This window comes from Pseudomonas sp. LB3P93, from assembly GCF_054898025.1.
Genome location: NZ_CM142713.1, coordinates 984,470 through 1,004,927 on the forward strand (window position 1 = coordinate 984,470; position 20,458 = coordinate 1,004,927).

The 20,458-nt window shown below is 59.7% G+C and carries 19 protein-coding genes; 10 read left to right on the top strand and 9 right to left on the bottom strand.

All coding sequences use genetic code 11. The features are described from left to right. Positions 1-166 precede the first annotated feature (166 nt). The 4 genes from ACYZT8_RS04185 (at position 167) to ACYZT8_RS04200 (ending at position 4,745) form a co-directional block, all read left to right on the top strand. The gene (locus ACYZT8_RS04185; RefSeq protein ID WP_131063121.1) at positions 167-1,429 is read left to right on the top strand and encodes an ATP-binding protein; all 1,263 of its coding nucleotides are present in this window, start codon (positions 167-169) and stop codon (positions 1,427-1,429) included. Beyond that, the gene (locus tag ACYZT8_RS04190) at positions 1,422-1,982 is read left to right on the top strand and encodes a response regulator transcription factor (RefSeq protein ID WP_109627955.1); all 561 of its coding nucleotides are present in this window, start codon (positions 1,422-1,424) and stop codon (positions 1,980-1,982) included. The genes ACYZT8_RS04185 and ACYZT8_RS04190 overlap by 8 nt, the downstream gene beginning before the upstream one ends. A gap of 96 nt (positions 1,983-2,078) precedes the next feature. Next, complete coding sequence (locus tag ACYZT8_RS04195) at positions 2,079-3,806, top strand: ABC transporter ATP-binding protein/permease (protein ID WP_461979471.1); 1,728 nt, start codon at positions 2,079-2,081, stop codon at positions 3,804-3,806. A 192-nt stretch (positions 3,807-3,998) separates the two neighbouring features. Then, positions 3,999-4,745 (top strand): FadR/GntR family transcriptional regulator, encoded by a 747-nt coding sequence (locus ACYZT8_RS04200; protein WP_461979473.1) that lies wholly within the window; start codon positions 3,999-4,001, stop codon positions 4,743-4,745. Positions 4,746-4,753: 8 nt separating this feature from the next. Here the strand turns inward: ACYZT8_RS04200 and ACYZT8_RS04205 are convergent, their stop codons facing one another. The 3 genes from ACYZT8_RS04205 to ACYZT8_RS04215 form a co-directional block, all read right to left on the bottom strand. Continuing rightward, positions 4,754-5,101: a hypothetical protein gene (locus ACYZT8_RS04205; protein ID WP_461979475.1), complete on the bottom strand. Its 348-nt coding sequence runs from the start codon at positions 5,099-5,101 to the stop codon at positions 4,754-4,756. Positions 5,102-5,399: 298 nt separating this feature from the next. After that, positions 5,400-5,591: a hypothetical protein gene (locus ACYZT8_RS04210; protein WP_461979477.1), complete on the bottom strand. Its 192-nt coding sequence runs from the start codon at positions 5,589-5,591 to the stop codon at positions 5,400-5,402. Between the two features lie 14 nt (positions 5,592-5,605). After that, a complete protein-coding gene (locus ACYZT8_RS04215; protein ID WP_461979479.1) occupies positions 5,606-6,907 on the bottom strand; it encodes a phospholipase in 1,302 nt (433 codons plus the stop codon). 234 nt (positions 6,908-7,141) lie between these two features. Here ACYZT8_RS04215 and kdgD point away from each other — a divergent pair, with 234 nt between their 5' ends. From kdgD to ACYZT8_RS04240, 5 genes are all read left to right on the top strand, one after another. Continuing rightward, positions 7,142-8,053, top strand: coding sequence for a 5-dehydro-4-deoxyglucarate dehydratase (gene kdgD / locus ACYZT8_RS04220; RefSeq protein WP_461957223.1), 912 nt, complete (start codon positions 7,142-7,144; stop codon positions 8,051-8,053). Positions 8,054-8,110: 57 nt separating this feature from the next. After that, on the top strand, positions 8,111-9,556 hold the full coding sequence (locus tag ACYZT8_RS04225) for an aldehyde dehydrogenase family protein (RefSeq protein ID WP_461979481.1): 1,446 nt from the start codon (positions 8,111-8,113) through the stop codon (positions 9,554-9,556). A gap of 160 nt (positions 9,557-9,716) precedes the next feature. Next, entirely contained in the window at positions 9,717-11,087 is a 1,371-nt protein-coding gene (locus tag ACYZT8_RS04230; RefSeq protein ID WP_461979483.1) for an MFS transporter, read from the top strand. Positions 11,088-11,098: 11 nt separating this feature from the next. Beyond that, positions 11,099-12,652 (top strand): galactarate dehydratase, encoded by a 1,554-nt coding sequence (gene garD / locus ACYZT8_RS04235; protein ID WP_461979485.1) that lies wholly within the window; start codon positions 11,099-11,101, stop codon positions 12,650-12,652. A 176-nt stretch (positions 12,653-12,828) separates the two neighbouring features. Next, complete coding sequence (locus tag ACYZT8_RS04240; RefSeq protein WP_461979487.1) at positions 12,829-13,770, top strand: AEC family transporter; 942 nt, start codon at positions 12,829-12,831, stop codon at positions 13,768-13,770. Positions 13,771-13,923: 153 nt separating this feature from the next. Here ACYZT8_RS04240 and ACYZT8_RS04245 read toward each other — a convergent pair whose 3' ends face one another. From ACYZT8_RS04245 to gatC, 6 genes are all read right to left on the bottom strand, one after another. After that, positions 13,924-14,304: a carboxymuconolactone decarboxylase family protein gene (locus ACYZT8_RS04245; protein ID WP_095129461.1), complete on the bottom strand. Its 381-nt coding sequence runs from the start codon at positions 14,302-14,304 to the stop codon at positions 13,924-13,926. Then, a complete protein-coding gene (locus ACYZT8_RS04250; protein ID WP_461979489.1) occupies positions 14,301-15,359 on the bottom strand; it encodes a calcium/sodium antiporter in 1,059 nt (352 codons plus the stop codon). Before ACYZT8_RS04250 ends, ACYZT8_RS04245 begins: the two co-directional genes overlap by 4 nt. Before the next feature lie 50 nt (positions 15,360-15,409). Further along, complete coding sequence (locus ACYZT8_RS04255; RefSeq protein WP_461979491.1) at positions 15,410-15,784, bottom strand: septal ring lytic transglycosylase RlpA family protein; 375 nt, start codon at positions 15,782-15,784, stop codon at positions 15,410-15,412. Between the two features lie 190 nt (positions 15,785-15,974). Continuing rightward, positions 15,975-17,420 (bottom strand): Asp-tRNA(Asn)/Glu-tRNA(Gln) amidotransferase subunit GatB, encoded by a 1,446-nt coding sequence (gene gatB / locus ACYZT8_RS04260; RefSeq protein WP_461979493.1) that lies wholly within the window; start codon positions 17,418-17,420, stop codon positions 15,975-15,977. Positions 17,421-17,430: 10 nt separating this feature from the next. Continuing rightward, a complete protein-coding gene (gene gatA, locus ACYZT8_RS04265; protein WP_461979495.1) occupies positions 17,431-18,882 on the bottom strand; it encodes an Asp-tRNA(Asn)/Glu-tRNA(Gln) amidotransferase subunit GatA in 1,452 nt (483 codons plus the stop codon). Between the two features lie 16 nt (positions 18,883-18,898). Then, positions 18,899-19,186, bottom strand: coding sequence for an Asp-tRNA(Asn)/Glu-tRNA(Gln) amidotransferase subunit GatC (gene gatC, locus ACYZT8_RS04270; RefSeq protein ID WP_008026876.1), 288 nt, complete (start codon positions 19,184-19,186; stop codon positions 18,899-18,901). A gap of 214 nt (positions 19,187-19,400) precedes the next feature. On the opposite strand from gatC, the gene mreB reads away from it, so the two are divergent. Next, the gene (gene mreB / locus ACYZT8_RS04275; protein WP_002555108.1) at positions 19,401-20,438 is read left to right on the top strand and encodes a rod shape-determining protein MreB; all 1,038 of its coding nucleotides are present in this window, start codon (positions 19,401-19,403) and stop codon (positions 20,436-20,438) included. The last annotated feature ends 20 nt before the right edge of the window (positions 20,439-20,458 follow it).

Below are 20,458 nucleotides of genomic sequence, written 5' to 3' on the forward strand. Positions count from 1 at the left end.
ATCTGCTGCGCAGCCGAGCGGGACGGTGCGGCGATCCGACAAGCTCCCTCGCCACAGACGAATACCAGCTCGGTAGACTGTGGCGGTTTGCCGCACTTTTGCCTGCCAGCCCCCGTGCTTGGTTATACTCCGTGCGATCCGCCTGGAGCGCTCATCAGGAGAGCTCATGCTCGCCCCCGTTCAAATCACTTCCGCCACTCGCCAGAATCTCTGGCGGCTCACGTTCATCCGCACTTTAGTACTCGCCGCCCAAGCCGGTTCTGTGGGGCTTGCCTACTGGTTCGATCTGCTGCCATTGCCGTGGGTGCAACTGGCAATGACCCTGGGTTGCTCGACGCTGCTGTGCGCGTTCACGGCGGTTCGGCTGCGCACCTCGTGGCCGGTGACCGAGCTGGAATATGCCCTGCAACTCGCCTGCGATCTGTTTATCCACAGTGCGTTGCTGTATTTCTCCGGCGGTTCGACCAACCCGTTTGTCTCGTATTACCTGGTGCCGCTGACCATCGCCGCCGTGACGTTGCCGTGGCGCTATTCGGTGATTCTGTCCGGTATTGCGCTGGCGCTGTATACGTTGTTGCTGGCGCAGTTCTATCCGCTGGAAACCTTCCCCATCGCCCGGGAAAACCTGCAGATCTACGGCATGTGGCTGAGTTTCGCCCTCGCTGCAGCGGTCATCACGTTCTTCGCCGCGCGCATGGCCGAAGAGCTGCGCCGTCAGGAAGAATTGCGCGCCATCCGTCGTGAAGAAGGCCTGCGCGACCAGCAATTGCTGGCCGTTGCGACTCAGGCGGCGGGCGCCGCCCATGAGCTGGGTACGCCGTTGGCGACCATGAGCGTGCTGCTCAAGGAAATGCGCCAGGACCATCACGACCCGCTGTTGCAGGACGATTTGAGCGTGCTGCAGGATCAGGTCAAACTCTGCAAAGAGACCTTGCAGCAACTGGTGCGCGCCGCCGAGGCCAATCGTCGTTTGGCGGTGGAGATGCAGGACGTCACCGACTGGCTCGACGAAGCCCTGAACCGCTGGCACTTGATGCGCCCGGAAGCCAGTTACCGCTTTCAGCGCCTGGGCCAGGGCACCGTGCCGCGCATGGCACCGCCGCCAGACCTGACGCAAGCGCTGCTGAATTTGTTGAACAACGCCGCCGATGCCTGTCCCGAAGGATTGCAGGTGACGCTGGACTGGAATGCCGAGGACCTGACCATCAGCATTCGCGACCACGGCGCCGGTGTGCCGCTGGCCATCGCTGAACAGATCGGCAAACCGTTTTTTACCACCAAGGGCAAAGGTTTCGGCCTGGGCCTGTTTTTGAGCAAGGCCAGCGTGACACGCGCCGGCGGCTCAGTGAAACTCTACAGTCATGAGGAAGGCGGCACGCTCACCGAGCTGCGCCTGCCCCGTGTCGCCCGAGGAGACGAACATGAGTGACGAGATCCAAGTTGAAGGCGAAGAACTGCCGCATTTGCTACTGGTAGACGACGATGCCACCTTTACCCGCGTGATGGCCCGTGCCATGGCCCGCCGTGGTTTTCGCGTCAGCACCGCCGGTTCCGCTGAAGAAGGTCTGGTCATCGCCCAGGCCGACATCCCGGACTACGCCGCCCTGGACCTGAAAATGGACGGCGACTCGGGCCTGGTGTTGCTGCCGAAATTGCTCGAGCTCGACCCGGAAATGCGCGTGGTGATCCTCACCGGTTATTCGAGCATTGCCACCGCCGTCGAGGCGATCAAGCGCGGCGCCTGCAATTACCTGTGCAAACCGGCCGATGCCGACGACGTGCTGGCTGCGCTGCTCTCCGAGCACGCTGACCTCGACACTCTGGTGCCGGAAAACCCGATGTCGGTGGATCGCCTGCAGTGGGAGCACATCCAGCGCGTGCTCACCGAACACGAAGGCAACATCTCCGCCACTGCCCGCGCCCTGGGCATGCACCGGCGCACGCTGCAGCGCAAACTGCAGAAGCGCCCGGTCCGTCGCTGAACGGACGCTGAACGATTATCGCCAGCCCTCGCGATAACCCGAACCGATCATCTATGATCGGTTCGTGTGTGTTCTTTTCTTTATCGAGCCTTTTCCATGAATCAGAACGCTGAGTATTCCGCGGTCAACGATGCTGTGCACGGGCAGTTTTTTCGCAAAGTCTGGGCGATGATCACGCCTTATTGGCGCAGCGAGGAGAGGGTCAAGGCCTGGACGCTGCTGATCGCGGTGATTGCGTTATCGCTGATCAGCGTGGGGATCTCGGTGTGGTTCAACACCTGGTACAAGGACTTTTACAACGCTCTGCAGCAAAAGGATGAGGCGGCGTTCTGGCGGCTGATTCTGTATTTCTGCGGGATTGCGGCGGTGGCGATTATCGGTGCCGTGTACCGGCTCTATCTGACCCAGATGCTGACCATTCGCTGGCGTGCCTGGCTCACGGAAAAGCATTTCGCCCGCTGGCTCGGCAACAAAAACTACTACCAGTTGGAGCAGGGCGGTTACACCGACAACCCGGACCAGCGGATTTCCGAAGATCTCAACAATTTCACCTCCAATACCCTGGAGTTGGGCATTGGTTTACTGCGCAACATTGTCAGCCTGGTGTCGTTCTCGATCATTTTGTGGGGCGTGTCGGGCAGTATCGAAGTGTACGGTTTTACCATTCCCGGCTACATGTTCTGGTGTGTGCTGGTCTATGCCGTGATCGGCAGTTGGCTGACGCATTTGATCGGTCGTCGCTTGATCGGCCTGAACAACCAACAACAACGTTTTGAAGCCGACCTGCGTTTCTCGATGGTGCGGGTTCGCGAAAATGCCGAGAGTATTGCGCTGTACAACGGCGAACCCAATGAAAACCGTCGCTTGAGCAACCGCTTCGGGCTGGTCTGGCACAACTTCTGGGACATCATGAAGGTGTCCAAGCGTCTGACGTTCTTTACCGCCGGTTACCAACAGGCCGCCATCATCTTTCCGTTCATCGTCGCTTCGCCGCGTTACTTGTCCGGCAAGATCGAACTCGGTGAGCTGATGCAAATCAGTTCGGCGTTCGGCAATGTGCAGGAGAGTTTCAGCTGGTTTATCAGTGCGTACCAGAGCCTCGCGTCGTGGCGTGCCACCTGTGATCGACTGCTGAGTTTCCGCCAGGCCATGACCGACAACGAAGAGCGTGTACCGGCCATCGATGTGCAGAATTCGGGTACGGCATTGAAGGTGCACAACCTGGGCCTCGATCTGGCCGACGGCCGTCACCTGCTGACCAACGCCGACATGACCGTGGAGGAGGGCGAGCGCGTGATGCTCAGCGGCCGTTCGGGCAGTGGCAAGTCCACGCTGCTGCGGGCGATGGGGCATCTGTGGCCTGCTGGCCATGGCAGCATTCGTCTGCCGGCGGCGCGCTATTTGTTCCTGCCGCAAAAACCTTACCTGCCGATTGGCACACTGCGCGAAGCGCTGAGTTATCCACAGCCCGGCGAGACCTATCCGCACGAGCGTTATGTTCAAGTGCTGGAAACCTGTCGTTTGCCGCACCTGGTTTCGCGCCTGGATGAAGCGAATCACTGGCAACGCATGCTCTCTCCGGGTGAACAGCAACGCCTGGCCTTTGCCCGTGCGCTGCTCTATGCACCGCAGTGGTTGTATATGGACGAAGCGACGTCGGCGATGGACGAAGAGGATGAAGCGTCGCTGTATCAGGCGTTGATCGATGAGATTCCGGGGCTGAGCATTGTCAGCGTCGGGCATCGCAGTAGCCTGAAGCGTTTCCACCCACGGCATGTGCGTATCGACAACGGCCATTTGGTGGACCAAACCGTGACCGCATAAACCATACCGCCCTTGTAGGAGCGAGGCTTGCCCGCGAAGAACGATTACGCGGTTCTGATCTGGAGCCGCGTTGTGGTCTTCGCGGGCAAGTCGGATCGCCGAACCGCTCGCTCCTACAGGGGCGGGGTGATCGTACAACCGCGTTGAGCTATGATGCGGTTTCAGCCGCAATTTTCGAGACAGACGTTCACCATGGAAAACCCGATCGACGCACCACGCCTCCCTCGCAAGCGCCGCAGCCTCGCACAGGAATTGGTGACGGTGCTGTCCGAGCAGATCCGCGACGGTCACCTCAAGCGTGGCGACAAATTGCCCACCGAGTCGGCGATCATGGATGCCCATGGCGTCAGCCGCACCGTGGTGCGCGAAGCGATTTCCCGTTTGCAAGCGGCTGGTCAGGTGGAAACCCGCCACGGCATCGGCACCTTCGTGCTCGACACCCCGAGCCCGAGCGGTTTCCGTATCGACCCGGCGACCGTGGTCACCTTGCGGGATGTGCTGGCGATCCTGGAACTGCGCATCAGCCTCGAAGTTGAATCCGCCGGCCTCGCCGCACAACGCCGAAGTGCCGAGCAGCTGGCCTTGATGCGCGCCGCGCTGGACGCCTTGAATGAAAGTGTCTCGCATGCCAGCGATGCCGTGGCGTCCGACTTCCAGTTCCACCTGCAAATCGCCCTGGCGACCGGCAACCGTTACTTCACCGACATCATGACTCACCTAGGCACCAGCATCATTCCGCGCACACGTCTGAACTCCGCGCGCTTGGCTCATGACGACCAGCAGCACTACATGAGTCGTCTGAGTCGTGAGCACGAAGAGATCTACGACGCGATTGCGCGCCAGGATTCAGATGCGGCGCGGGCGGCGATGCGGTTGCATTTGACGAACAGTCGGGAGCGGCTGCGTCATGCGCATGAAGAGGCTGAGGCGCAGCGCTGATTGCGGTTTTATGGTTTTAATTGAACAACCAGATCAGGGGAATCAGCCTGATTACCCGAGGCGCTGGTTACTCTGTATCGCAGCTTGGCAGTGGCATCTGGCACCAGACCTTTTTCAAAGGTCTCTTTCGGGATCGCAAACACCATTACCAAAGGGACGGACTCCACCCGTTTCGTACCACTCCAGTGGTTTCCAGTTGAGGTCTGTACCGTAAACTCGACCTTATCGCCTACAGTCACATCTCCGTGCACCCAAACCTCGCCGCTTGCGGGGCCTGTCAGCTTGCCAACATAAAGAACACCATTGACGGCTTCTTTAAGGCTAGGTGCAGGCAAAGTCTTCTCTTGTGCAGTCATGATCAAATTCCTTTTAACAATCAATCAAACCGTTTGAAAGACGCGAGATAGAACGCTTCGCTGACGGAGCCGGTTTGTTAACTCCGGAGCCATTTAGGCTGTGTTGGCAATCGCTCGGCTACTGTCAGAAATTACAGTTCAGACGAACGGTCAGCGGCTATCTGATCAATCAGATGCGTCAGGGGAAATGCCATCGCAAGCAGGCTCGCTCCTACATCGGGTAAATGGCGCCCACAAATAATGTGTTCACCAAAGATCCCTTGTAGGAGCGAGCCTGCTCGCGATGGGGCCATTAACTTCAGCCAGTCTTCAGAATCGAACGATCCACCCGCACCGCCATCTCAGTCGCAGCAGATTTAACATCGAACCTCACACTTCCATGCTTATCCACAACACCCCGAGCAATCGGCACGCCCTTGGACAACAACTCCAACGGCGCTCCCTCCAGCGATTGCCCCGAAGCCAGTTCCAGTTTCAATTTGATGGTCATCATCGATCTCCTTATCAGGCTACGTTGCCAGTGGGTTTGTAGTCCTTGAGCAGCAAGTAAGTACTCCAGCCCCACCAGTCATCGACGGTGGCGGTGTCGTTCAGGTTGTTGACGTCCTTGCGCCGCAGCACTTTGCTGCCCTCAATCCGGAACAGCGGTGAAAAGTTGTTCGTCAGGTTCAGCACGGCTTGCAGATCCGGCGTCTTTTTCAAGGCGCCGAAGTTACCGGGCGACGGTGCGTTGCCGCTGAGATACGCCGCAAACACTTCGTCCGCAGAAATCTGTACCGCCTGATTGACCTGGACGCGATTGGCGCTGTCGATGGCGTCGAAATAGCGTTTATCGCCATAGGCCCGCCATTGATCGCCGTTGCCGTTGCGCACATTGAGGCCGAACTTGTTGTCTTCATCGTGCATGAAGCGGGTAATCAACGAACCCAGATCACTCGGCGTCACCACCGCTGCGAGCTGTTTACGCGGCACGCGCAAATGGCCGGCAGAAAACAGGTCGGTCAGGTAATGATCGGCAAACGCATTCATCGCGTAGGCCAGTTCCAGCTGCTTTTCATCGCCGCTGTTGTGAGCTTTCACCGCTTGTTGCAGCGCCGCGCCATGCCCGGCGATGTAAGCCAGAAGCGCCCACTCGGCAAAGTGATCGGCATTGTTGGCGGCCAGTTTCAGATAGCGTCCCAATGGGAAGAGCGCTGAGACGAAACTGCCGCCGCCGGTGATTTTGTTCCACTCTTCGGACAATGTATCTCCGAGCGCGTCATACGCCTCATGAGGCTGTTTGCCGTCCTTGATCGCTTGCTTAACGGCGGCGATTTCCTTCTGCATGACGCCGAGGATCAGCTTCGCTTCGGCATTGGATGCAGGCAATACCGCCAGCGAGTTGAAGGCGTTGGTGAACCGCTGGATGCGATCGGCCGCGGTGGCGCCTTCGCTGATCGGTTGATCGGGAATGCCATAAAAATCGCCGCCCAGGGCGACGATCTGGCCATAGGTCAGCGCCAGTCCGTTCGGTAAATGCAGCTGCACCTGAGAGGCCGGGACAGCGGGGGCGTCCTTGATGAAACGCAGCACCGTGCTGTCACCGATGGCGGTGTGCTCGCCGCCCTCGAACCTCAGCTGCGGCTTGCCTTTCAAGGCTTTGCCGGGCGTAGCTTTAATTGTTTGAGGTGCGTCGTGATGTTCGCTGAGCTGGAGCATAAGCAAACTGTCGGCGGTGATGGCGATTCCGTTTTCGGTAAAAAGATCATCCAGATTCGCGATGATCTGCTTGGGTTTTTCCTGCGGTTGCGTGTGTAGACCTGACATTTCTAGCTCCTTGATATGTCGTCGGTATGATTCAAATTAACTGTACGTATATACAGCTATTCGGAGCATAGAAGAGAATTTTCCTACGTCAAGAAAATCCCTTTCCGACACAAATTCCGGGCACACCGATGAAATGCAGTTGACGGTTATTATTTAAGTTGTACGATGACCTACAACTCGGCCACAGGCTGAACGCTTTTCTCACACAACGTCGCTATCCAGGGTGTTCGAATAATGAATCCACAAGAACTGAAGTCCATCCTCTCTTCCGGCCTGCTGTCTTTCCCGGTCACCGATTTCAATGCTCAGGGCGATTTCCATCGCGCGGGCTACATCAAACGTCTCGAATGGCTGGCCCCATACGGCGCCACGGCGTTGTTCGCCGCGGGCGGCACCGGTGAGTTCTTCTCTCTGGCGGCCAGCGAATATTCGGAAATCATCAAGACGGCCGTCGATACCTGCGAAACCAGCGTGCCGATTCTGGCCGGCGTGGGCGGTTCGACTCGTCAAGCCATCGAATACGCACAGGAAGCCGAGCGTCTGGGTGCCAAAGGCCTGTTGCTGCTGCCGCACTACCTGACCGAAGCCAGCCAGGACGGCGTCGCCGCCCACGTTGAGGCCGTGTGCAAATCGGTGAAAATCGGCGTGGTGGTTTACAACCGCAACGTCTGCCGCCTGACCGCTCCGTTGCTGGAACGCCTGGCCGAGCGCTGCCCGAACCTGATCGGCTACAAGGATGGCCTGGGCGATATCGAGTTGATGGTGTCGATCCGTCGCCGCCTCGGTGATCGCTTCACTTACCTGGGCGGTTTGCCGACAGCCGAAGTGTATGCCGCTGCTTACAAGGCACTGGGTGTTCCGGTTTACTCCTCGGCGGTATTCAACTTCATCCCGAAAACCGCGATGGATTTCTACCACGCCATCGCCCGCGAAGATCACGCCACCGTCGGCAAGATCATTGACGACTTCTTCCTGCCATACCTGGACATCCGTAATCGCAAAGCGGGTTACGCGGTGAGCATCGTCAAGGCCGGGGCAAAAATTGCCGGCTATGACGCAGGTCCTGTGCGTGCGCCGCTGACCGATCTGCTGCCAGAAGAGTACGAAGCTCTGGCCGCGCTGATCGACAAGCAGGGCGCGCAGTAAAAACCGACTAAACAAGGCCGCTGAGCAATCAGCGGCCTTTTGCGTGAGGAGATTGTTGTGGCTGATACAAAGCGTTTTGATAACTACATCAACGGCGAATGGATAGCGGGCAGTGATTACTGCGCCAACATCAACCCGTCCGAACTGACCGATACCATCGGCGACTACGCCAAGGCTGATCTGGCCCAGGTCCACGCCGCCATTGACGCCGCCCGTGCCGCGTTCCCGGCCTGGTCCACTTCGGGCATCCAGGCTCGCCACGATTCGCTGGATAAAGTCGGTACCGAAATCCTCGCCCGTCGCGAAGAACTCGGCACCTTGCTGGCCCGGGAAGAGGGCAAGACCCTGCCCGAAGCCATCGGCGAAGTGACCCGCGCCGGTAACATCTTCAAGTTCTTCGCCGGTGAATGCCTGCGTCTGTCCGGCGACTACCTGCCGTCGGTACGTCCGGGTGTGAACGTCGAAGTGACTCGCGAAGCGCTGGGTGTGGTCGGTCTGATCACACCGTGGAACTTCCCGATCGCGATCCCTTCGTGGAAAATCGCTCCGGCTCTGGCCTACGGCAACTGCGTCGTGCTGAAACCGGCCGACCTCGTTCCGGGTTGCGCCTGGGCGCTGGCCGAAATCATCTCCCGCGCAGGCTTCCCGGCCGGCGTGTTCAACCTGGTGATGGGCAGCGGTCGTGTGGTTGGCGATGCACTGGTGCAGAGCCCGAAAGTCGACGGCATCAGCTTCACCGGTTCCGTCGGTGTCGGTCGTCAGATCGCGGTCAGCTGCGTTTCGCGCCAGGCCAAGGTTCAGCTGGAAATGGGTGGCAAGAACCCGCAAATCATTCTCGACGACGCCGACCTCAAACAAGCGGTCGAGCTGTCGGTGCAGAGCGCGTTTTACTCCACCGGTCAGCGTTGCACGGCGTCGAGCCGCTTCATCGTTACCGCCGGCATCCACGACAAATTCGTCGAAGCCATGGCTGAGCGCATGAAGTCGATCAAGGTCGGCCACGCGCTGAAAACCGGCACCGACATCGGTCCGGTGGTCTCGCAAGCCCAGCTTGAACAGGACTTGAAATACATCGACATCGGCCAGTCCGAAGGTGCTCGTCTGGTCAGCGGTGGCGGCTTGGTGACTTGCGATACCGAAGGCTACTACCTCGCGCCAACGCTGTTTGCCGACAGCGAAGCCGCGATGCGCATCAGCCGTGAAGAGATTTTCGGCCCGGTGGCCAACATCGTTCGCGTTGCCGATTACGACGCTGCGCTGGCCATGGCCAACGACACCGAATTCGGTCTGTCGGCGGGCATCGCCACCACGTCGCTGAAGTACGCCAACCACTTCAAACGCCACTCCCAGGCCGGGATGGTGATGGTCAACCTGCCGACGGCGGGCGTGGATTACCACGTTCCATTCGGCGGGCGTAAAGGTTCATCCTATGGCTCACGTGAGCAAGGTCGCTATGCACAAGAGTTCTACACCGTGGTGAAAACCAGCTACATCGGTTCCTGATCCACCGCAATACCTGTGGGAGCTGGCCTGCCAGCGATGGCATCACCGTGGTGTGACTGACACACCGAGTGGCCTATATCGCTGGCAGGCCAGCTCCCACAAAAGACAGACCAAAGAAGATTCACCCGCGCATAAAAATAATCAGTGGGAGTACATCTACATGCAATCGACCCAGAAGCCGACTCACGTCCGCTATTTGATCCTGCTCATGCTGTTTCTGGTGACCACGATCAACTACGCCGACCGGGCTACCATCGCAATCGCCGGCTCCAGCCTGCAAAAAGACCTCGGCATCGACGCGGTCACCCTCGGTTACATCTTCTCTGCATTCGGTTGGGCCTACGTGGCCGGGCAAATTCCCGGTGGCTGGCTGCTGGACCGTTTCGGTTCGAAAAAAATCTACGCGATGAGCATCTTCACCTGGTCGCTGTTCACCGTGCTGCAGGGTTATGTCGGTGAGTTCGGCATGTCCACGGCGGTGGTTGCGCTGTTCATGCTGCGCTTCCTGGTGGGCCTGGCCGAAGCGCCATCCTTCCCCGGCAACGCACGCATCGTCGCGGCCTGGTTCCCGACGGCTGAACGCGGTACGGCGTCTGCGATTTTCAACTCGGCGCAGTACTTCGCCACCGTGTTGTTCGCACCGCTGATGGGCTGGATCGTTTACAGCTTCGGTTGGCAGCACGTGTTCATCGTGATGGGCGTTATCGGCATCATCTTCTCCGGCATCTGGCTGAAAGTGATTTACAGCCCGCGCCAGCACCCGATGATCAACGATGCCGAGCTCAAGCACATCGCCGACAACGGCGGCATGGTCGACATGGACCAGGACAAAGGCAAAGGCACCAAGGCTGACGGTCCGAAGTGGGACTACATCCGTCAATTGCTGACCAACCGCATGATGCTCGGCGTGTACCTGGGCCAGTACTGCATCAACGGCATCACCTACTTCTTCCTCACCTGGTTCCCGGTGTACCTGGTGCAAGAACGCGGCATGACCATCCTCAAGGCCGGTTTCATCGCCTCGTTGCCGGCGATCTGCGGCTTCATCGGTGGTGTGCTCGGCGGGGTGATTTCCGACTACCTGCTGCGCAAAGGCCATTCCCTGACCTTCGCCCGCAAGGCGCCGATCATCGCTGGCTTGCTGGTCTCCAGCAGCATCGTGGCGTGCAACTATGTCGATGTTGAATGGATGGTTGTCGGCTTCATGGCCCTGGCCTTCTTCGGCAAAGGCGTGGGTGCGCTGGGCTGGGCCGTGGTGTCTGACACCTCGCCAAAACAGATCGCCGGTCTCAGCGGTGGCTTGTTCAACACCTTCGGCAACATCGCTTCGATCACCACTCCGATCGTCATTGGCTACATCATCAGCTCCACCGGGTCGTTCAAATGGGCGCTGGTGTTTGTCGGTTGCAACGCACTGGTCGCAGTGTTCAGCTACCTGGTGATCGTCGGTCCGATCAAGCGTGTGGTGCTTAAAGAGCCGCCAGTCAACGGCCCTGAAACCAACAACAAATTGTCACAAGCGCATTCCTGAGGAGCGGCGTCATGCAGTTGATTGAACATTCCGACTCGCCGCGCTACATCCGCCTGCACGAGCGCGACAACGTCGTGATCGTGGTCAATGACCAGGGCGTACCGGTCGGCACCGAGTTTCCCGATGGCCTGGTGACGGTGGACTTCGTGCCGCAGAGCCATAAAGTCACCCTCGAAGACATTCCCGAGGGCGGCCAAGTGATTCGTTACGGCCAGACCATTGGCTACGCGTTGCAGCCGATTCCGCGCGGCAGCTGGGTCAAGGAAGATCAACTGCGCATGCCCACCGCGCCACCGCTGGACAGCCTGCCGCTGTCCACCGAAGTGCCGGCGGCGCAGGCACCGCTGGAAGGCTATACGTTCGAGGGTTATCGCAACGCCGACGGTACCGTCGGCACGCGCAACATTCTGGGGATTACCACGACCGTTCAGTGCGTGACCGGTGTGCTGGACCATGCGGTCAAGCGCATCAAGGATGAGTTGCTGCCGCGTTATCCGAATGTCGATGACGTGGTAGCGCTGACCCACAGTTACGGTTGTGGCGTGGCGATTACCGCCACTGATGCGTACATCCCGATTCGTACCGTGCGCAACCTGGCGCGCAACCCGAACCTGGGTGGCGAAGCCTTGGTCATCAGCCTGGGCTGCGAGAAATTGCAGGCCGGGCAGGTGATGCACGAAGGCGACAGCTCGGTGGATTTGAGCGAGCCGTGGCTGTATCGCTTGCAGGATTCGAGTCACGGATTCACCGAGATGATCGAGCAGATCATGGCGTTGGCCGAGACCCGTTTGAAGAAGCTCGATCAACGTCGCCGGGAAACCGTGCCGGCGTCCGAGCTGATTCTCGGCATGCAATGCGGGGGGAGCGATGCGTTTTCCGGCATCACCGCCAACCCGGCGCTGGGCTATGCCTCGGACCTGTTATTGCGCGCTGGTGCGACGGTGATGTTTTCCGAAGTCACCGAAGTGCGCGACGCGATTTACCTGCTGACTTCCCGTGCGGAGACTGAGGAAGTTGCTCAGGAACTGGTGCGGGAAATGGACTGGTACGACCGTTACCTGGCCAAGGGTGAAGCGGACCGCAGCGCCAACACCACGCCGGGCAACAAGAAGGGCGGGTTGTCGAATATTGTCGAGAAGTCCCTGGGTTCGATCGTCAAATCCGGCAGCAGCGCGATCAACGGCGTGCTTGGTCCTGGCGAGCGTTTCAAGCGCAAAGGGCTGATTTTCTGCGCAACCCCGGCCAGTGATTTTGTCTGCGGGACGTTGCAGTTGGCAGCGGGGATGAACTTGCATGTGTTCACCACGGGGCGTGGCACTCCGTACGGTTTGGCGATGGCGCCGGTGGTCAAGGTGTCGACCCGGACCGAACTGGCGCAGCGCTGGCCGGACCTGATCGACATTGATGCCGGGCGGATTGCGACCGGGCGGGCTTCGATCGAGGATCTTGGCTGGGAGTTGTTCCATTACTACCTGGACGTGGCCAGCGGCAAGAAGCAGACGTGGGCCGAGCAGCACAAGCTGCATAACGACATCACCCTGTTCAACCCTGCGCCGATCACGTAAGACCGCGTTGATCGTTCCCACGCTCTGCGTGGGAATGCAGCCCGGGACGCTCTGCGTCCCAAAAGCGTGACGCAGAGCGTCACAAGAGGCATTCCCACGCAGAGCGTGGGAACGATCCGGGTGAAAGTGGCTTATCATTAGCCCCCTAACGACGCTCACCCAAGGTTACCCCCGGCATGCTGGCTATCTTCCTCGAAACCCTGAACATCACCGCGCCGGTGTTTGCCATGCTGTTTCTCGGGGTGGTGCTCAAGCGCATCAACTGGATCAACGACAACTTCATCCACACCGCGTCGGCCCTGGTGTTCAACGTCACCATGCCGGCGTTGCTGTTTCTGGGCATTCTGCATGCCGACCTGCACGCCGCGCTGCAACCGGCGCTGCTGATCTATTTTTCGCTCGCTACCCTGGTGGGTTTCGCCATCGCCTGGGGCTGGGCGATCTGGAAGTGCCCGCGGGAAGACCGGGGGATTTATACCCAAGGTGCTTTTCGCGGCAACAACGGCGTCATCGGCCTCGCGTTGGCGGCCAGCATGTACGGTGATTACGGAATTTCCCTGGGAGCCATTCTCGCGGCGCTGGTGATACTTTTTTACAACACGCTCTCGACTATCGTGCTGGCGGTGTACAGCCCGGTGATCAAGTCCGATCCGTGGAGCATCTGCAAAAGCGTGATGGTCAACCCGCTGATCATCAGCGTGTTTGCGGCGGCACCGTTTGCTTATTTCAAGATCGGCTTGCCGGGCTGGCTGGAAACTTCCGGTCAGTACCTGGCGCAAACCACGTTGCCATTGGCGCTGATCTGCATCGGCGGCACCTTGTCGCTGGCGGCGATGCGCAAAAGCGGTTCGATGGCGTTGAGCTCAAGCCTGGTGAAGATGATCGGCCTGCCGGTGCTGGCGACGCTGGGGGCGTGGCTCTGGGGTTTTCGCGGGGCGGAGTTGGGGATTCTGTTTCTGTACTTCGGCAGCCCGACGGCGGCAGCCAGTTTTGTCATGGCCCGTCAGGCGGATGGCAATCACGAACTGGCGGCGGCGATCATCGTCATCACCACGTTGATGGCGGCGGTTACCACCAACATCGGGATCTTTTTGTTGCAGTGGGGTGGGTGGATTTAGCTGGGTTTAGAGGTGCGCTTCAGGACCTCATCGCGGGCAAGCCCGCTCCCACAAGGATCTGCTTAGTTGCACACATTGGGTTAACACCGAAGACCCTGTGGGAGCGGGCTTGCCCGCGATGACGGCCGATCAGTCACCGCAAAATACCAGGAGTTACTCAGGCTTCTGGTAGGTATCGATCACTTCCTGCGCCGCCCGAAACGCATCGATCGCCGCCGGCACACCGGCATACACCGCGCAATGCAGCAACGCTTCACGGATCTCTTCCACGGTGCAGCCGTTGTTCAGCGCGCCACGCACGTGGCCCTTCAATTCCTGCGGGCACTTCAACGCGGTCAGCGCGGCAAGGGTGATCAGGCTGCGGGTTTTCAGCGGCAGGCCTTCGCGGTTCCACACGCCGCCCCACGCGTGTTCATTGACGAAATCCTGCAGCGGCTGGGTAAACTCGGTGGCATTGCCCAGCGCGCGGTCGACGAACGCATCGCCCATCACTTGGCGGCGGACTTCAACGCCAGGCTTCTTATTGTCGGTCATGGCATTTCCTTCTTGTGGTGTTGGCGACGCCAGGCGCGCAGCGACGTGAACAGCAGATACGCCACCAGCGCCGGCAGAACGAAAAACAGCATCAGGTGTTCAAGCTTGCCGGCCAGTGGCATGCCGGTGGTGAACGACACCACATGCAGACCGTAAGCGAGATACAAGCCCAAAAACAGCAGACCTTCGGCGCGAGTCACTCGGTAGCCGGTGTAGAACAGCGGCAGACACAGCACCGCGACACCAAGCATCACCGGCAGGTCAAAATCCAGTGCGTTGGGCGAGACCGACAGCGGCGAGGGTGCGACGAGCGCAGTCAGGCCAAGCACGCCCAAAAGGTTGAACAGGTTGCTGCCGATCACGTTGCCCACGGCAATATCCCGTTGACCGCGTAGTGCGGCGATCAATGAGGTGGCCAGTTCCGGCAGGGACGTGCTGATGGCGACGATGGTCAGGCCGATGACCCGCTCCGACAGCCCCAGATCGGTCGCGACCGCCACTGCGGCACCCAGCAACAAGTGCCCGGCGTAGACCAGCATCGCCAGTCCGGCGACGATCATCAGCACGCTGCTGAACCACGGTGCCCGCGGTGTTCCGTCATGGGAGGGCGGACGGGCCGAGTGCCGCGACTGACGCAGCAGTAAGCCTAGATACAGCGCCAGGGCGGCCAGCAGAATCATGCCGTCCACGCGGGTCAGCTCTTCATTCCACGCCAATAAAAACACCAGCAGGCTGGCGCCGATCATCAGCGGAATATCCAGGCGCACCAGTTGCCGCGATACCCGCAACGGAATGATCAGCGCCGAAAGTCCGAGGGTGACAAGGATGTTGAAGATGCTGCTGCCGATCACGCTGCCGACGGCGATGTCGGCGTTTTGCGCCAGGGTGGCTTGCAGGCTGACCGCCATTTGCGGTGCGCTGCTGCCCAGGGCGACGATGGTCAGGCCAATGATCAGCGGCCGCACCTGCAACCGCGCAGCGAGGCGCACAGCTCCACGGACCATCAGCTCGGCACCGGCGATCAGCAACAGCAGGCCGCCGAGCAACTCAATCACGCTGATCAGGGGTAAATCGGCAAGTCCGAAAATGGTCGGGGCTCCGTCTGTTAATCGTCGATGGCTTGCACGCGAACCCGTGCGGTGCCGCTACGGAGCATACCCAGTTGTTCGGCGGCTTCGTGTGAAAGATCAATCAGGCGCCCACGGGTGTGTGGCCCGCGATCGTTGATACGGACCACACAGGATCTGTCGTTATTTAGATTGGTGACCTTCACCCGCGTGCCGAACGGCAACTGGCGGTGGGCGGCGGTCAGGGAATTCTTGTTGAAAACCTCGCCACTGGCGGTGCGTTTACCTTGGTGTTTGGCGCCGTAATACGAGGCAACGCCGGTCTTGTCATAGCCGTGTGGATCGATGGCATCGGTGCTGGCGCAACCGGCCAGCAGGGAGAACAGGGCGCAGGCGCCGAAGAGACGCATCATTCAAAGGTTTCCCAAAATAAATGTGGCGAGGGAGCTTGCTCCCGCTCGGCCGCGAAGCGGTCGCAAATCGGCTGATGCATTTTTACTGAAAGAATGCGGTTGCCAATTTGGGTCTGCTTCGCAGACCAGCGGGAGCAAGCTCCCTCGCCACAGAGGATGGAGCCAGTAGTCAGAGCTGGCTCCATTCCGGTCAGCCTTCGAGCTTGCTTTTCAGCAGTTCGTTGACCTGTTGCGGGTTGGCCTTGCCTTTGGAGGCTTTCATGGCCTGGCCGACGAAGAAGCCGAACATCTTGCCGCGTTTGGCTTCGTCTGCCGCGCGGTATTGCTCGACCTGCTCGGCGTTGGCCGCGAGCATTTCGTCCAGCACCGCCGAGATCGCGCCGCTGTCGGTCACTTGCTTCAGGCCGCGCTTGTCGATGATCTCGTCCGCGCTGCCTTCGCCGTTGGCCATCGCTTCGAACACGACCTTGGCGATTTTGCCGGAGATGGTGTTGTCCTTGATGCGCAGCAGCATACCGCCCAGTTGCTCGGCCGAGACCGGCGACTGCTCGATTTCCACGCCTTGCTTGTTCAGCAGGCTGCCCAGTTCAACCATGACCCAGTTGGCCGCCAGCTTGGCGTCGCCGCTGATGCTCACGACTTTCTCGAAGTAATCGGCTTGCTCGCGGCTGGTGGCCAGGACGCTGGCGTCATACACCGACAGGCCGAATTGCTCCTGGAAGCGCTCGCGTTTCTGCGGTGGCAATTCCGGTAGGGTGGCGCGGACTTCGTCGAGGAACGAGTTCTCGATGACCACCGGCAGCAGGTCCGGATCGGGGAAGTAACGGTAGTCGTTGGCTTCCTCTTTGCTGCGCATCGGACGGGTTTCGTCCTTGTTCGGATCGTACAGACGGGTCTGCTGGATCACTTTGCCGCCGTCTTCGATCAGCTCGATCTGACGCTGCACTTCGCTGTTGATCGCCTTCTCGATGAAGCGGAACGAGTTGACGTTCTTGATCTCGCAGCGGGTGCCATATTCAGCCTGGCCTTTCGGACGGATCGACACGTTGCAGTCGCAACGCAGCGAGCCTTCGGCCATGTTGCCGTCACAGATGCCCAGGTAACGCACCAGCGCGTGGATGGTCTTGACGTAGGCCACGGCTTCCTTGGCGCTGCGCATGTCCGGCTCGGAAACGATTTCCAGCAGCGGCGTGCCGGCACGGTTCAGGTCGATGCCGGTGGCACCGTTGAACTCTTCGTGCAGGCTTTTGCCGGCGTCTTCTTCCAGGTGCGCACGGGTGACGCCGACACGTTTGATCGTGCCGTCTTCCATGGCGATGTCCAGGTGGCCCTTGCCGACGATCGGCAATTCCATCTGGCTGATCTGGTAGCCCTTCGGCAGGTCCGGGTAGAAATAGTTTTTACGGGCGAACACGTTGTGCTGGCCGATTTCAGCATCGATGGCCAGGCCGAACATCACCGCCATGCGCACCGCTTCCTGGTTCAGCACCGGCAATACGCCGGGCATGCCGAGGTCAACCAGGCTGGCCTGGGTGTTCGGCTCGGAACCGAAAGTGGTGGAGCTACCGGAAAAGATTTTCGACCGGGTGGTGAGCTGGGTGTGAATCTCCAGCCCGATCACGACTTCCCATTGCATGTGTTTCTCCTCAGAAGCCGGTTGGGGTGCGGGTGTGCCAGTCAGTGTTCAACTGATACTGGTGCGCAACGTTGAGCAAGCGGCCTTCCTGGAAATACGGGGCGAGCAGTTGCACGCCGACCGGCAGACCATCGACAAAACCGGCTGGCATGGACAAGCCCGGCAGACCCGCGAGGTTGGCGGTGATGGTGTAGACGTCTTCCAGGTACGCAGCCACCGGGTCGCTGTTCTTGGCGCCGAGCTTCCAGGCCGGGTTCGGCGTGGTTGGGCCGAGGATGATGTCGACCTCATTGAAGGCCGCCATGAAGTCGTTCTTGATCAAGCGACGGATCTTCTGCGCCTTCAGGTAGTAGGCGTCGTAGTAGCCGGCCGACAGCGCGTAGGCACCGACCATGATCCGGCGCTGCACTTCCGGGCCGAAACCTTCGCCACGGGAACGCTTGTAGAGGTCTTCGAGGTTTTTCGGGTCTTCGCAGCGATGGCCGAAACGCACGCCGTCGAAACGCGACAGGTTGGAAGAGGCTTCCGCCGGGGCGATCACGTAGTACGCAGGGATCGCGTGCTGCATGTTCGGCAGGCTGATTTCCTTGATCACGGCGCCGAGCTTTTTCAGCTCTTCGACACTGGCCATGACCAGGTCGGCGATACGTGAGTCCAGGCCGGCGCTGAAGTATTCCTTCGGCACGCCGATGCGCAGGCCTTGCAGCGAACCGTTGAGGCTGGCGCTGTAATCAGGCACGGGCTCGTCGATGCTGGTGGAGTCCTGCGGGTCGAATCCGGCCATGCCTTGCAGCAGGATCGCGCAGTCTTCGGCCGTGCGCGCCAGAGGGCCGCCCTGATCGAGGCTGGACGCGTAAGCGATCATGCCCCAGCGCGAAACACGACCGTACGTCGGTTTCAGGCCAGTAAGGTTGGTCAGTGCGGCGGGCTGACGAATGGAGCCACCCGTGTCGGTGCCGGTAGCGGCAGGCAACAGACGAGCGGCAACGGCTGCAGCGGAACCGCCGGACGAACCGCCCGGAACGTGTTCAAGGTTCCACGGGTTTTTCACCGGGCCGTAGTAGCTCGACTCGTTGGCCGAACCCATGGCGAATTCGTCCATGTTGGTCTTGCCCAGCGTCACTGCGCCGGCAGCGGCCAGCTTGGCAACGACCGTGGCGTCGTACGGGGCCTTGAAGTTGTCGAGCATCTTCGAGCCGCAGCTGGTGCGGATGCCCTGGGTGCAGAACAGGTCTTTGTGGGCGATCGGCGCGCCGAGCAGGGCGCCGCTCTCACCGTTGGCGCGGCGTGCGTCAGCGGCTTTCGCCTGCTGGAGCGCCAGGTCTTCGGTGAGGCTGATGAAACTGTTGAGCTGAGGATCGAGCTGGGCGATACGCGCCAGCAGGGTTTTGGTCAGCTCTTCGGAAGAAAACTTTTTATCGGCGAGTCCGCGGGCGATCTCGGCCAGAGTCAATTGATGCATTGCAGGCTCTTTCCCTTTAGTCGATGACTTTCGGAACCAGGTACAGGCCGTTTTCGACCGCTGGTGCGATGGACTGATAGGCCTCGCGATGATTGGTCTCGGTCACGACGTCTGCACGCAGGCGCTGGCTGGCTTCCAGTGGGTGGGCGAGCGGTTCGATACCGTCGGTATTGACCGCCTGCATTTCGTCGACCAGTCCCAGAATGCTGTTCAGGGCCGAAGTGATGTGTGGAAGATCGGCATCATTGAGGCCCAGACAGGCCAGATGAGCGATTTTTTCCACGTCGGAGCGTTCAAGCGTCATGGGATTCTCCAGTGGAAGGAAAACAGAACGGATGCTATCCGTGTGTTAGATTGTCGGAACACTACCGCATTTCTACGGTCATAAGGCCGCGATTGTGGGGGTTGGTGCACAGAAAAGCGGCCAATTTAACATATTGGCGCCTTGCCCAAAATCCCTGTCGTTGTTAGAGTTTGCCGCACTTTTTTACCCACGCGTTGCCTAGGGTCCCTTTCCCATGTTCAAGAAACTGCGTGGCATGTTTTCCAGCGATCTCTCCATTGACCTGGGCACTGCCAACACCCTTATTTACGTGCGCGAGCGCGGTATCGTCCTGAATGAGCCATCAGTTGTGGCTATTCGGACACACGGTAACCAGAAAAGTGTCGTTGCTGTCGGCACCGAGGCGAAGCGCATGCTCGGCCGTACGCCGGGCAACATTGCTGCCATTCGTCCGATGAAGGACGGCGTCATTGCCGACTTCAGCGTCTGCGAAAAGATGCTGCAATACTTTATCAACAAGGTTCACGAAAACAGCTTCCTGCAGCCAAGCCCGCGGGTGCTGATTTGCGTTCCGTGCAAATCCACTCAGGTTGAGCGTCGTGCCATCCGTGAATCGGCACTTGGTGCCGGTGCTCGCGAAGTGTTCCTGATCGAAGAGCCGATGGCTGCTGCGATCGGTGCCGGCCTGCCGGTTGAAGAAGCACGCGGTTCGATGGTCGTCGATATCGGTGGTGGTACCACTGAAATCGCGCTGATCTCCCTGAATGGTGTGGTCTACGCCGAATCCGTACGGGTTGGCGGCGACCGCTTCGATGAAGCGATCATCACCTACGTGCGTCGCAACTACGGCAGCCTGATCGGTGAATCCACCGCTGAGCGCATCAAGCAGGAAATCGGTACGGCCTACCCGGGCGGCGAAGTTCGTGAAGTCGACGTTCGTGGCCGTAACCTGGCCGAAGGCGTTCCACGTGCCTTCACCCTGAACTCCAATGAAGTGCTGGAAGCTCTGCAAGAGTCCCTGGCCACCATCGTTCAGGCCGTGAAAAGCGCGCTGGAGCAATCGCCTCCTGAGCTGGCTTCCGACATCGCCGAGCGTGGCCTGGTGCTGACCGGTGGTGGCGCGTTGCTGCGTGACCTCGACAAGTTGCTGGCCCAGGAAACAGGTCTGCCGGTGATCGTTGCCGAAGATCCGCTGACCTGCGTTGCTCGCGGCGGTGGCCGTGCATTGGAAATGATGGATAAACACACCATGGACCTGCTTTCCAGCGAGTAAGTCGCCGGATCGCTTCTATG